The sequence below is a fragment of the Vibrio sp. 10N.286.49.E11 genome (assembly GCF_041469505.1).
GTDB lineage: Bacteria > Pseudomonadota > Gammaproteobacteria > Enterobacterales > Vibrionaceae > Vibrio > Vibrio crassostreae_C.
This window is the reverse complement of sequence record NZ_JBFRKQ010000004.1, coordinates 184,989-197,971: the sequence shown is the minus strand read 5'-3', so window position 1 is coordinate 197,971 and position 12,983 is coordinate 184,989. Positions and strand designations below refer to the sequence as shown.

General features: G+C 43.5%; 12 protein-coding genes. 7 read left to right on the top strand and 5 right to left on the bottom strand.

Going from position 1 to position 12,983, the window contains the following annotated elements; genetic code table 11:
* Positions 1 to 47: 47 nt before the first annotated feature.
* Together AB4167_RS01500 and AB4167_RS01495 are read right to left on the bottom strand one after the other, a co-directional pair.
* Complete coding sequence (locus AB4167_RS01500) at positions 48 to 881, bottom strand: RecX family transcriptional regulator (protein ID WP_372136012.1); 834 nt, start codon at positions 879 to 881, stop codon at positions 48 to 50.
* Positions 882 to 1,085: 204 nt separating this feature from the next.
* Complete coding sequence (locus tag AB4167_RS01495; RefSeq protein ID WP_372136011.1) at positions 1,086 to 2,690, bottom strand: mechanosensitive ion channel family protein; 1,605 nt, start codon at positions 2,688 to 2,690, stop codon at positions 1,086 to 1,088.
* Between the two features lie 251 nt (positions 2,691 to 2,941).
* Between AB4167_RS01495 and AB4167_RS01490 the strand changes: the two genes are divergently transcribed.
* From AB4167_RS01490 to AB4167_RS01475, 4 genes are all read left to right on the top strand, one after another.
* Entirely contained in the window at positions 2,942 to 3,190 is a 249-nt protein-coding gene (locus AB4167_RS01490; protein WP_017062732.1) for a hypothetical protein, read from the top strand.
* A gap of 921 nt (positions 3,191 to 4,111) precedes the next feature.
* Positions 4,112 to 6,175, top strand: coding sequence for a protein-disulfide reductase DsbD family protein (locus tag AB4167_RS01485; RefSeq protein ID WP_372136017.1), 2,064 nt, complete (start codon positions 4,112 to 4,114; stop codon positions 6,173 to 6,175).
* A gap of 3 nt (positions 6,176 to 6,178) precedes the next feature.
* Positions 6,179 to 6,748, top strand: a complete 570-nt coding sequence (locus AB4167_RS01480; protein WP_102332666.1) for a protein disulfide oxidoreductase — start codon at positions 6,179 to 6,181, stop codon at positions 6,746 to 6,748.
* Positions 6,749 to 6,875: 127 nt separating this feature from the next.
* Positions 6,876 to 7,595, top strand: coding sequence for a DsbA family protein (locus tag AB4167_RS01475; protein ID WP_372136010.1), 720 nt, complete (start codon positions 6,876 to 6,878; stop codon positions 7,593 to 7,595).
* Positions 7,596 to 7,909: 314 nt separating this feature from the next.
* Here the strand turns inward: AB4167_RS01475 and AB4167_RS01470 are convergent, their stop codons facing one another.
* Positions 7,910 to 8,926, bottom strand: coding sequence for a succinylglutamate desuccinylase/aspartoacylase family protein (locus tag AB4167_RS01470; RefSeq protein ID WP_372136009.1), 1,017 nt, complete (start codon positions 8,924 to 8,926; stop codon positions 7,910 to 7,912).
* Between the two features lie 376 nt (positions 8,927 to 9,302).
* On the opposite strand from AB4167_RS01470, the gene AB4167_RS01465 reads away from it, so the two are divergent.
* From AB4167_RS01465 to AB4167_RS01455, 3 genes are all read left to right on the top strand, one after another.
* Positions 9,303 to 10,301 carry a porin gene (locus AB4167_RS01465; protein ID WP_102321347.1) on the top strand — a complete coding sequence of 333 codons (999 nt, stop codon included), beginning with the start codon at positions 9,303 to 9,305 and terminating at the stop codon, positions 10,299 to 10,301.
* Positions 10,302 to 10,456: 155 nt separating this feature from the next.
* Positions 10,457 to 11,347, top strand: a complete 891-nt coding sequence (locus AB4167_RS01460) for a DMT family transporter (protein WP_372136008.1) — start codon at positions 10,457 to 10,459, stop codon at positions 11,345 to 11,347.
* A gap of 68 nt (positions 11,348 to 11,415) precedes the next feature.
* Positions 11,416 to 12,033: a glutaredoxin domain-containing protein gene (locus tag AB4167_RS01455; protein WP_017062739.1), complete on the top strand. Its 618-nt coding sequence runs from the start codon at positions 11,416 to 11,418 to the stop codon at positions 12,031 to 12,033.
* 153 nt (positions 12,034 to 12,186) lie between these two features.
* Here the strand turns inward: AB4167_RS01455 and AB4167_RS01450 are convergent, their stop codons facing one another.
* Entirely contained in the window at positions 12,187 to 12,321 is a 135-nt protein-coding gene (locus tag AB4167_RS01450; protein ID WP_010431176.1) for a hypothetical protein, read from the bottom strand.
* A 285-nt stretch (positions 12,322 to 12,606) separates the two neighbouring features.
* Positions 12,607 to 12,957 (bottom strand): hypothetical protein, encoded by a 351-nt coding sequence (locus AB4167_RS01445; protein WP_017057980.1) that lies wholly within the window; start codon positions 12,955 to 12,957, stop codon positions 12,607 to 12,609.
* Positions 12,958 to 12,983: the final 26 nt, after the last annotated feature.

Below are 12,983 nucleotides of genomic sequence, written 5' to 3'. Positions count from 1 at the left end.
GTGTTCATGACACGCTTACACTACAATAGGAAATTTTTCCGGCTTAGTTATTCGTTATCTTCACTCAATGCAAATTTGATCTCGTCAGAAGAGAACCCCTTTCGACTTAGCATCGCGTAAGCCTTGGATCGTTCTTTATGATCATTTAGATCGTAAGATTTCTTCTGTAACTGTTCTAAACACGAAGAATAGAAGTCTAGTTGCTCTTCGTTAATCAATCGTTCGATTAGCGATGACAGTTCACTTGTGTCGATTTGTCGCTGCCTAAGCTCTTGCTGAATGGCAGTCAGGCCCTTGCCTTTACGAGCATACTTCAACACCTCTTTTTCCAAATCGGCTTTCTCGGCCTTAATTTGAATGTTACTTTTCAGTTGATGCGCTTGTGGGTGCTGGTCAATCGCTACCTTAACTTGTTGATAGCTAAAGCCACGCTTTTGCAGGGTCGCGACTAGCTTTTCACGGCTCATAGTAAAGCTTGAGTAATAGTGGTTGATTCGTTCTATCAAGATGGTTTGTTCATCAATAGACTTTTCGAAGGACACCTTATGAATCGCATCAGAAATCACTGAATCGGTCAGCCCCTTCTTCTTCAGTTTTTCGACAATGTATCGAGAACCGAATTCACCAGAAAAAGCTTGTTCCACGAATTGTTCTGCAAACACTTGGTCAGACTTGAGATACCCAAAGCCTTTCAGAGTCCCTAAAGTTTCATCGATCCATTCTTGATTGTCGGTTTTCACTTTGAGCTTCGCAACCAACTCACTTTCCGTCATGTCTCTCTGAGTTAAATGCCACATCGCAGAGTTCATAACACTTTCAATTCGCGTCGCTTTTCTTACCGTTGTATTTCTAGTATTCGTTTTTTGCTGTGAATCGTCCATTCGATTTCAACTTTCCAGATTAAGCCTACCCCATCATAACGTAATTCTAAGGTGGTTGAGTGACATAAAAGAATGAAGCTCAACATAAGCGGCAACCAATAAAAATGGACGCTTGTTCAGCGTCCATTTGATATCACATTAAGAATGATGGCTCTAAGCCATGCTTAGCTTTTTCGTAATAGCTTTTCATACTAGATCTTTCGTTTAGTTCTCTTCGTGATTGTAAATATGTACATCTCGTTGAGGGAATGGAATCGTGATGCCTTCTTCATCGAAGCGTTTCTTCACGGTTTCCGTTACATCCCAGTACACATCCCAATAGTCATCAGTCTTAACCCAAGGTCGTACTACGAAATCAACAGAAGACGTATTCAAGGTATGAAGCTTGATCATATGCTCTGGTTTTTTCAACACTAGAGGGTGTGCAAGAATGATGTCGTTCAATACCGCTTTCGCTTTATCGATATCATCTGAATAACCAATACCGAAAACCATATCAACACGTCTTACACGTTCTGCCGTGATGTTGTTGATCACGTCACCCCAAATCTTGTTGTTTGGGATCACCAAGCGTTGGTTATCAATGGTTTGAACAGTCGTCGATACTAAGCTCATGTCTTTTACCGTGCCTTGCACGCCTGCCACTTTAACCATGTCACCGACGTCATAAGGACGGTAGATCAAGATCATCAAACCCGATGCAAAGTTAGATAGTGTGTCTTGCAATGCGAAACCAATGATGACACCGGCTACACCGAAACCAGTAAGAAGAGGTGCTAGCTCTATCCCTATTTGAGACAGTGCGATAAGCAAACCAATAAACACGACCGCTTTAGATGCGATGGATACAAAGAAGTCCTGCATCAATACACTGAAGTCCATTTTAGAGTGCGAAACACTCTTACGAACGGTTTTGCGAGCCACGTTAGCAATAAGGCGAGTTACATACAAAATACCGAGAAACAGAGCAAGTTTAACGATAAAAGAAGGGGTATTTTCAAAAGCCCATGAACTGAACGAACGAAGCCAACCATCCAACAGCTCCAGTGCAACATCAACATCCAACACATCGGCGTTAATGTCGCCTGTCGTCGCTAGCAAAACACGTTTGTACGAAGTCACATCCACGCCAAACGGTTCCATTAGCGTGATGGTTTCTTCTAAGCTCGCGACCATAACGCTAGTTCGCTCACTGAAGCGTTCAAGCTCAGTTTTAATCGTCGCTTTCTCTTCTTCACTTACATAAGATAACCGGCGTTCTAAATCTTGACGTTGTGTATCCGTGTATAGAATTGCATTAGTAAGATATTGAGAACGAGAAACAAGTGCCGTTTTGAGCTCACCTTCAGGAACAGCAACATCAACACCACGCTCTTTCGACCAATTTAAGGTCTTAGCAAGCTGCTGATAATAGACATCCATCATTCCGATTCGTTTTTGAATACGCAACTCAAGGCGTTTTTTAGCGTCACCCTCAGCGGAACGGTTTTCTTTACTCATTAAAACGATTTTAGTTTCATTCAACGACAGCAATTTTTGTAGCAGTTCGACCTGCTGAGCAAGAGTGACATCCAGCCCCTCTTTTTTATCTGACGATAGCTGTGAAAAAATCTCTTCGCGTAGGCCCTGGTTCTTACGCCTTAAGATATCTTCAAGAAAGGGTTTTTCAGCATCATGCGCCGTTTCTAATGTTGCTAGATCGAGCATTAACTGATCTTGTACTTCTGCGATTTTCTCAACGCTCTGCGCATAACTTCCAAATGCGACAAACGCCAACATTAACAATAGACAACGCCAAACCTTCATCATATTAATTCCTATCACTGTCTAAATTGACCCTATAAATAGTAGTAAAAAGAATATGGATAACAAGCATTTAAACGTATGTTATGTTAAAAATTCGCAAATTATCAGCCTGCTTCTAATATTTGAGAGTTCCAATCCCCTCTTATGACCTGTAGAGTACGCATCCAACAAAGAACAACAGCCAATATCTTCATTCGAGCACAGCACTAAAGCGCCCTAAATACGATGTTGGCTCACAGCAAGAGAGCATAAAAATGAACAACGAACTTGATATTATTGAGTCTCTAGAAGAACTAGAGCAATTCCTAATTTCAGTGGAAGCTGGCGGTTTAGGCCTTGAAGGCGTTGAAGGTGTAGGCATGGCAACCAATAATTCAGATGGTCGTCACTTCGTTGCTGTATTCAATAGCAGCCATAAAGTTCTGCTTGCTCGCTGGATCACCAAAGAGGTGTTTGATAACGGTAAAGACTTGGTACGTAACGGCCCTCGCCGCACTCACTAAGCCTTTCCAATAGCACCAATGATTAAAGCCCAACACGTTCACTGACGATCTGTTGGGCTTTTTTGTATCGCCTGTCCCGTCCTGATAGTTAATAAACCACTCAATACAGAATAATTAGCGATAACTTTCAGTTGTTGTGAACTTTAGCTACAGCTCAATGTCGTATTCGCGTGAATTGGTGTTTATGCGTCTTTTATCGTGTATCTGCCGTTTCCCGCATTTATACATAGTTTCACTTTAACCATTTTATGACTTGTGGCACGAAGAGAACTTATCTAAGCTAACCACAATTCAATGAGCTTGCTTTAACTAATAACAGATTTGATTACTGACTAATTTGCTGAACACATCGCTACTTTTCTTATCCACACAGAACCGCCGACAAAAGCATTCGCTTTGGGCGCTCTTCCTTACCGGACTGGTTATCGTAACTTGTCTGGCGAGCACTCTGGCCGTCAAGAAAGTATCGTTATCTGCGTCCGCTAATGGCCAATCAGTCCTAGTTGGCACACAAACTCATACAGAAACCAGTAATCCCCAAACCAACATCGCTTCTTCAGAAAAAATGGCTGCTCTATACGCCAGCGTTTTCGGCTTAGAAGCCTCAAAAATGTTAACGTCCCCCAATTCAAATTCATGCAGCCTAAGTTCGAAAATGCTGACCTTTGCCGCCCCAAAAACCGGCTGGCTGATCCCATTCGTACTTATTATTGCTGTTGCGTTTAACTTACCTCCTCACATCTCGAGATTATCTAGAGACAATCATCGCTCTACTCGACCGACAAAACACCGATTGCATCTAAAGCACTGTATATTTAGAGAGTAAATAACCGGGCTACTACACCCTTTTATTTATTTTTTGGAGATACATTTGTGTACAACACACTACTAACTAAGTTTGTCGATTCATTGGCATTCTCTATGCGTACATGCGCGAAAACCTTAGTCACTGCCCTTTTGGTTATGACGTCATTTACCGCCCTGGCTCAAACCACGGGCTGGATAAGCGTGCCTGAGCATCCGCCAGTTAAGATGCGAATGATGTCGACGGGTGAACAGTCGGATAACGGCGGTACCGTTCAAACTGTATTGGACGTTACACTCGACGGTGACTGGAAAACCTATTGGCGCAGCCCAGGTGAAGGTGGCATTCCGCCAAGCTGGGACTGGTCTGATTCAACTAATATAGAGTCTGTAGATTGGCATTGGCCGATCCCTAAATACTATGAACAACTTGACGTGATGACGTTAGGTTACAAAAAGCACGTAAGCTTTCCTGTCACTTTATCCCTGAAAGACAACACGAAGCCTGCGATATTCAGGGCATCGTTTACCTTTCCGTCGTGTACCAATATCTGTGTGTTAACCGATTACGATATCGAACTGCCGATTGACCCACAAACTTTAGCGCTCGATGAAGAAGCGATGTTCTTGTTCAACCAAGGCATGAGCCAATCTCCACGAGAAGCTAATCGCACTTCAGTCAATGGTCTATTTTGGGACAAGAGCAAGCAGCAACTGGTTACTCAGCTGACAAGTAAAAATGGCTGGGATAAGCCGATGGTGTTGATTGACGGGCAAGAAGTGATTGATGACTTCTTCTCTCAACCAAGCGTCCACATCACAGACAATACAATGACGGCCGTATTTGATGTGAGCAACTGGATAGGTGAAGTCGACTTAACGGACCGTAACGTGAGTGTCACCGTTTCAGACACAAACTTTGCCGAAGAGATGACAGCTCAAGTTGGGTCAAAACCAATCGCTTATCAAGAAAACAGTAACGGTTTTACTGCGATGATCGGTTTTGCCTTAATTGGTGGTTTGATCCTCAACATCATGCCATGTGTGTTGCCAGTATTAGGAATGAAGTTAAACAGCATCATTCAAAACCAAGGGGCATCTAATCGTCATATCCGACTCTCATTCTTAGCGTCTGCTTCTGGTGTCATTACGTCATTTGCGCTGTTAGCCCTAGGTATGACCGCTCTAAAAATGGGTGGTAATGCAATTGGCTGGGGAATCCAGTTCCAAAATGTTTGGTTCATCGGGTTCATGCTGATCATCACTTTGCTGTTTTCGATTAACCTGCTTGGGTTATTCGAATTCAGACTACCATCAGGTTTAAACACCTGGATGGCAACCAAAGGCGATGACTCACATTCAGGCCACTTTGTTCAAGGCATGTTTGCAACGCTGTTAGCAACGCCGTGTAGCGCGCCATTCCTAGGAACCGCTGTCGCGTATGCACTTGGAGCAAGCTACCAAGAGTTATGGGCTATCTTCATCACGCTTGGTATCGGTATGAGTGCGCCTTGGTTGATCTTTGCGCTATTCCCAAGCCTAACCAAATTGCTTCCAAAGCCTGGGGCGTGGATGTTCAAAGTTAAGCTGGTATTTGGCTTAATGATGTTCATTACCAGCCTATGGCTAACAAGCCTCCTTAGCCCATTCATTGGTAAATTCCCAACTATCCTGCTGTCGCTATTTATCGTGATTTCAGTATTGATTTGGATTGGCCGTAAGTTGGGTCGCAAGGTGCTTATTCCTATCGTCGCAACCACAACCTTGGTGTTTGGTGCTGCATTGATCGTCGGTAGTGTCACCGCTGATAACTGGGCGACTCCGATTGTTGACGATCTCGCTTGGCAAAAGCTGGATGCGAAGCAAATCCCTCAGCTCGTTGATGAAGGCAAAACGGTGTTTGTTGATGTGACTGCTGATTGGTGTATCACTTGTAAAGCCAACAAGATCGGCGTCATCCTTCAAGACCCTGTCTACAGTCACCTACAGCAAGAAGACATTGTTTTGATGAAAGGTGATTGGACAACACCAAGTGAAAGTGTCACTCAATACTTACAAAGTAATGGGCGATTTGGTGTGCCATTTAATATCGTCTACGGCCCGAGCTATAAAAGCGGTATTCCACTGCCTGTCATTCTCAACAGTGACACTGTCGTTCAAGCCATCGATGCTGCGAGATAACTGATGAAGACTCCCAACAATGAAGAGAAATCTAGCACAACTGCAGACAACGCAGTAAAGGGTGAGGCCAAAAAGCCAAGTCGTCTTAAGAAGTGGGGAAAGGAGCTGGTTTCAATGATATTGATCGTTGGCGTGGTTTCATTTGCCATGGACTTTTATCACAGCAGAAGTATGCCTCAGGGCGATGCGGTTCCAATTGTGGGTCAATCGCTCCAAGGCGAAGATATTGATGTTATCGAGCTAAGCAAAAATGGTAAGCCAGTCATTGTCTATTTTTGGGCGACATGGTGTGGTGCCTGCAAATTTGTAAGCCCAACCGTCAATAGTTTCAGCGATTCCCATCAGGTGGTTTCGGTCGCTCTATCGTCTGGTCCAGACGAACGTGTCCAGCGCTACTTGGATGCAAAAGAGTATGACTTCCCTGTTATCAATGATCTTTCTGGAGCAATCAGCAGAAGTTGGGGCGTTAATGTCACTCCAAGCATCGTCATCATCAAAGACGGAAAGATCAGCAGTATCGCAACAGGCGTTACTTCTCCTATAGGGCTGTGGTTAAGAACCTACTTTGCCTAACTCGCTCACAAAGAAAAACAGAGCAAAGCAAGGTGAATAACTCGATTTAGCCCGTTTAACGAACAGAATTTCCGTGAGCGCGACCCAATGAGCGCTCACGATTATCAAGAATTAGAGAATAAATAGCATGAAAAAGCATCTGATTAGTACACTGATTTTAGGCTCACTAATGAGCACCACTGCCTTCGCTGAGTTAAGCACAGAACAAACCCAGCAACTTGAAGAAATTAATCAATTCCTGAAAGATAACCCTTCTACAATCTCTGGTTTGCATACCAGTTTAGAGCAGTACGTAGCAGGTCAAGAGCAAGCGAAGAAAGCCCAAGCGGAAAGCCATGATTGGTTATACAACAATGACGCCCACCCAATCACGGGCAATCCGGATGGCAAATCGGTCATCATTAACTTTACCGACTATAACTGCCCTTACTGTAAGCGCTTGGAAAAAGGCTTGGTTCAATTAGCCTCTGAAAACAGCGACATTAAAGTGATCAACGTGTACTTATCGTTTAAGCAGCAACAGGTTTCGGGGCTAGACACCAACGCGGCGCTATACGCGATGAAAGTATGGAAAGATAACCCAGAAGCATTCCCTGAAGTTGATAGATTGCTGATGGCGAAAAGCGGTATTCACTCGAAAAGCTCACTAGAAGCCGTTGCCAAGAAGACGGGAACAGAGGCGGAACTAAAAACAACTCAAGAACAAAACCAGGTTCTAACCACTAACCATCAAACGTTCAGTGCACTCGGCTTAACGGGCACTCCAACCATGATGATGAACGGAAATGTTTTACCAGGATATGTGCCTTATGACCGATTAAAAGAGATCGTGGACGACGCTTTTTAATCGACTGTAGATAGAGATAAAAATTCGAAAGAGAAGTGAATAAAAAGCCGACCTGCGTAACTCACAGTCGGCTTTTGATGAGCTTAAGGTAATGTTTTCAATATTATTTTTGAAACAGAAAAGCAGTCGAAGTGTCACTATCTTGCAATGGATTCTTAATCTAGCCTCGCTACTCTAAAAGCAGTTCTCTCGATGAGTCCAAGACGTGCTTACTCTAGACAACTGTCCTTTGACCGAGCCTAGCTCGGTCTTTTTTTACGTGTTTTAGATAACAACACAGTGCATTAACACGGAAACGTCAAACCGACTGAGCCTTAACTTAGCAAACGACAAACAAGCGCACCCGGCTCCCTTAACGCATCCACGTTATAGCTGAGTACACGACCAGAAGATGGTGCGTGATAACGACGACATTCATTACCGAACGCATCATATTGGATGGCGAGCAGATCATCTTGTTCGACACTTTGCAAAAGCTCGATCTGAGGCAGCACAAAGCCACCAATATCAGCGCGGATAGAAACCACATCATTACCCTCTATCCAATCCATACTCGGCAGCTGCATTTTCTCGGGATGATTTATTTCAACCTCGAACATTTCATAATAAGACAGCATGTTAAAAACACCGTCTACCGCTCGTTGAATCATGTCAGGCTGAGTAAATTTCCCCATCCCAACTTCCACCGTGATGCTCGGAATTCCACTTCGATTCCAAACCGTTTCGAGAATACCTGGGTCGCCCGGATCATTGAGAACACAATCTGGCGTCATCAACCTTGCCATTTCAAGGCATTGTTCAATTCGGTAGTCAGCAAAAACATAAAGTGGGTAGACCGCGCCACGAGTTTGGGTATGTAGGTCAACGGCGAATGTCGCATTGTGTTTGAGTAAGCGATCCCACAAAGACGCAACAAAGCGCTCTGCCGCTAAGCCATTCGCATCACCCGGAAAGAGTCGATTAAGGTTGGCAGGGCAAGAGCCCGGATCCGAAGAGATAAAATCGCGGCTGTGGTTAAGCAAACCCGACAAGTTCACAGTAGGCACTATCGTGACCGTGCCTTTGAGAGTTTTACCGACTAAGTCTCTGATAATTTGCTGAGCAGCCAACACACCGTTGAGCTCATCACCGTGAATACCAGCGGTGATCATCAACTTAGGACCTGCTTGACTGCCTTTGAAAACAGAAACCGGCATGTTCTTGGGTTGCCCTAGCCCATCACTGGTTACTTGAAACCAAAACTGGTGCTCTCCAACGGGTAGGTCTTCAACATTCAAGGAGCCAATAACCTGCCTACCTTGTAAAACATCGCCTAAGTACTCTGTTTTCATCCAACGTCTCCATCTTGTTGAGCAGAATCTATTCTCTTCTAAGTTTTTGCATCATAGAGGATATCCTTACCAGTACAAGCAGTTAATCAGATTAACAAGCTCTCAGCGCAGCCAAAATTCACCACCATCGACATACGTGATTCCAAGGTAAAACTTGCTAATGTGACCTTTGAAATACACGCAACTTGTATAACTATTCATAGAACACTCAGTCGCATGAAATAAAAGTGCAATAAAATCAACACTTAAAAAAGTTCCCCATTCACGAAAATGTAATTTTATGGAAATGAAAGCTTAATTTATCTGCTCTAAATTAGCTTCATATCGAAACGGAGAGCACATTGCTCACGGATTTTAAAATACAAGGTAAGTGATTATGAAAAAGGCAGTTCTAGCTTCTGCAGTGGTAGCAGCACTAGTTTCAGGTTCTTCTCTAGCAGCAACAGTTTACAGCTCTGATGGTACAGAACTTAAAATTGGCGGGCGTGCGGAATTCCGTGGTGATTTCATTGGTTCAGGTGGTGCTGAAATCGACGGTACGATGAAAAACAAAAGCCGTGTTCGTTTGAATGTGGGTGGTACTACAGAAATCACTAGCGACCTATCTGGTTTTGGTTTCTACGAAGCAGAACAAAGCGTGAAATCTTCTGCTGATAACAGTAAGACTGAAAACTTTAAGCAACGTTACATGTATGCAGGTTTTGAAGGTAACTTCGGCGCAGTATCAGTAGGTCGTCAAGATACAGCTGCAGCTCAAATCTCAGAAATGTCGGATGTTACTATCTACTCTGGTGACCAAAAAGCATTCATCAATGCAGGTGACGAGCAAATCAATAACACGTTTGTATACGCTTACGACGCAGACGCACTTTCTCTTAAAGCAAGTTTGATTGCTGGTGAAGACAAAGATACTGACGGTTACGGTATCTCTGGCATTTACACACTACCGATGGGCTTAGGTTTCGGTCTTGGTTACTCAGGTAACGACAACGGTACTGGTAATGGTTCAGCTACAGCATTGATTGCTGGTATTAACTACAAAATGGATGCTTTATACCTAGGTGCAACCTACACAATGGGTGACCTAGACGACAAAGCAAAAACTGAGTTCTCTGGTGTGGAAGTTGCTGCTAAATACAAGCTAACAGACCAATTTGAACTGGCAGGTTTGTACCAAAAACAAGAAAAAGACGCGACACAGAACTTAACTGTAGACACAGCTGACTTCTTTGAGCTGACTGGTACTTACAAGTTCAACAAATCTATCCGTACATACGTTGCTTACCAATTAAACAATCTAGACGACGTAAAAGTTGCAGGTTTAGAAACACAAAGTGAAGACTCTCTTCGCCTAGGTGTACGTTACGACTTCTAATCTAAATCGACTTTAGATACAGACTAAAAAGGTTGGGCAATGGCTCAACCTTTTTTCATATTCAAATATTCTGACTGACTTCATCAATGCTTTTTCTGGTTAAGTGGTGCTAAATCCGTATCATAGGTGAACCACATCAAATAATTAGAAGCATCATGTCACAACACCATCCGATCCAAGGCGCTAGCTGGATGCTAACCGCAGGTTTAGCCTTTGCTTTGATCAACAGCCTAACTCAAATTGCTAGCATTCATTTCGGACTTACTTCTACCACCGTTGCCGTCATTCAATACGCCATCGCGTTATTCGCTATTCTTCCTTACCTAAAAACGCTGGGTATTCGCCGCGCGCTAAAAACCGACAACCTCAAATTGCACGTATTCCGTGTCTTCTTGTCTGTTATTGGTATTCAACTTTGGATATGGGCACTGGCTTACCCAGTACCAATTTGGCAAGGCATTGCCCTTCTCATGACATCGCCATTGTTTGCAACCATTGGTTCAGGGCTTTTCTTAAAAGAGAAAGTTGGGGCTGCTCGCTGGGGCGCGACCTTAGCAGGCTTCGTGGGTGCGATGGTGATTCTAGAGCCGTGGGCTGAAGATTTTAACTGGGCAACGTTATTACCAGTCGGTGCCGCTTTCTTCTGGGCATGCTACTCACTGATGGTGAAAAAACTCTCTTCGCAAGACAGTCCTTCAACCATGGTGGTCTATCTTCTACTATTAATCACACCATTTAACATCCTGCTTGCTGCGCCAGATTGGCAAACGCCAAGCGGCGGTACAATCTGGGCTATATTGATTGTTATCGGTGTTATGACGGCACTCGCTCAATGGGCGATAGTAAAAGCCTACTCGGTCGCTGATGCTTCGTTTGTGCAACCTTTTGACCACGCCAAATTACCGCTAAACGTTTTAGCAGGTTGGATTGTATTTAGTTGGGTTCCACCGGGTCGTTTATGGCTAGGGGCTGCTATTATTATTGCGTCAGTTGCATTTATAACGCACTGGGAAACTAAAAAACCTTCAAAAGTGAAGAAAGTTTAAGGTTGGTGAAATAAATAGTTCGACAGTCCGTTCTATATGGATAAGAGAATTCAAACGAGGCCGTAACCATGAAGAAACCAGTCAAGATTACACTATACCGTTGGGCAGGCAGCTGGGGTCCATTTAAAGTTAACATCCCATGTGGAGAATGTACCCTTACCAAAGACATTCTGAAGGATACTTTTGAGAATGAGTTGGCCGATGTCGATGTCGAACTGGAAGTGAAAGATTGGTTGTCTCACTGGTGGGAGCCTCTAAAACTTGGCTCTTGGCACGCCCCAATCCTTGTTGTTGAAGGCAAGGTTGTCAGCCAAGGTGAAGCGCTTAATCGCGGTGTGTTAATCCAATCCGTGATCAAAGAGTGGACCAAACGAGACAGCCTAAAAGGCAACATCGTTTATGGTAAGGCGACCTGCCCATTCTGTGTTAAAGCGAAGAAAATGCTGGATGAAGCGGGTGTTGAATACCAATACCACGATGTCGTAAAAGACAGCGCCGCTTTGTACCGTATGATTCCAGAGGTAAAAGCACACATTGGTGAGAAAACACCGGTCACCGTCCCGCAGATCTGGCTTGATGGTAAGTACATCGGTGGTGCCGATAACTTAGAAGCGTGGATGAAAGAGAATGGCTTAGATAGCATCCCTAATAATGTGGTCGACTTATCCAATCAATCTGCTGGCTGAGTTCATTAAAAGCCATTAGTCAGAAGCTTAATTGGTATTTTTTGTGTCCATCCACAACAAAACAAAGCGATAACTTTCACCAATCGCTAAAACGAAAAAGGCCTTAAACTTCATCGAGTTTAAGGCCTTTTAAAATTCCGTTTTTGAAAATGCTTATTTAGCCATTTTCTTCATCATTCGCTTAAAGAACGATGGTTTCTTTGGCTTTGAAGTGCCGTACAATGCTTCGTGCATCATGTTTTTTGCTGCCATTTGACCAAGGTATGCGTGGCCTAGTTCGTAATTCATGCTTATCTCCGCACATAATCAACTTTCTTTAGCGCGGATTCTACACTTAAAACGCCCAAAAACAAGATCTAAATCACACTTTAATGCAATATTAAGCATTCATTTGCAATTAGCCTAATTTTGTCTCTGTGCTAATCAGCATTGTTTTTGTATATCAATGAGTTAACCTAAATTCTGGTTTGAGCTTAATGCTCCATTCCTAATAACAACCCAAGACATTGATTTAGACACTGATAAAAAAAGCAGCTCAATAGAGCTGCTTTCTAAAATGCTTTACTGAGAAACCTAGCTGCGCTTTGGCTGTCTGTAAGTTTTACCGGCAATTTGGTATGTGTCTTTTTGCTTCAATTCAAACATCGTTTCAAAGAACCAAGCTGCAAATTTGATTAAGTCATCGCCCTCATTCATAACATGTTCGATGTACTCTTGCTCTTCGCCTTGTTCATTTTCTTGAAGCGTCACGTGGTAAATACGCTTTTCGCCTTCCACTTCAGCAAGTGCAAATTGACCAGTCAGTGATGCAGCAGCCTCAGCGACTTCTGTATCCTCATTGGATTTCAATAGCTCAAGCGCTTGAGGCAGGCCATCTAGTGCGCAGATAGCTTTTACCAGTACTTCAAATTCATTTTGCTGCATTTTGTTCTTACCTATTCAATGGACCG